Source organism: Bradyrhizobium sp. PRIMUS42, from assembly GCF_023006515.1.
Classification (GTDB): Bacteria; Pseudomonadota; Alphaproteobacteria; order Rhizobiales; family Xanthobacteraceae; genus Bradyrhizobium.
Map to the genome: position 1 here is coordinate 1 of NZ_JALBGZ010001482.1, position 587 is coordinate 587.

The 587-nt window shown below is 68.3% G+C and carries 1 pseudogene; it reads right to left on the bottom strand.

The features are described 5' to 3' along the window. Positions 1–587 (bottom strand): annotated as a pseudogene (locus tag MOV75_RS41200) (ATP-dependent helicase HrpB); the annotation flags it as partial.

The following is a 587-nucleotide window of genomic DNA, read 5'->3' on the forward strand; positions in this document are numbered from 1 at the left end:
AAATGCGTCGGCGCCTCGCGGTCGAGCCGCGCGCGCATCTCCCACGGCAGCAGCGCCATCAGCGCGTCGGAGAGGTCGCCCGGCGAGATATCCTTGAGCGCGATCTTGTCGTAGAGCGCCGGCACCAGCCAATCGTCGCGCCGCGCGATCAATCCGTCATCCGTGAGATCAGGCCAGCTGTCGCCCTCGGCCTTGCGCAGGAACATCACGCGGTCGCGCCACTGCTTTGCGGCCTTCGACCAGGGCAGCCGGTCGAGACCGGCGGCGATCAAGCCGTCGGCGAAAATGCGCGCGGTGTCCTCCGAGGGCGAGACGGCAAGTGTCGACTCCGAGAGTGTGATGGCGTGCAGCACGCGCTTGCGCCGCGCGCGCAACGCCATCGCGCCGCGATCGAAGGTGATCTCGTCGGCGGTCTCGATATGCTCGGCGAAATGGTTCTCGATCTCGCCCTCGGTGATTTGCGCAGCGAGTAGGATGCGGCCGCTCGCCGCCGTTCCCGTCATCTCGCCGATCGCGATGTAGGGCGCACGGGCGAGCGAGGAGGTCTGCTCGACGGCGGCGCCGCGGCCATTGGCCAGCACGAAGCT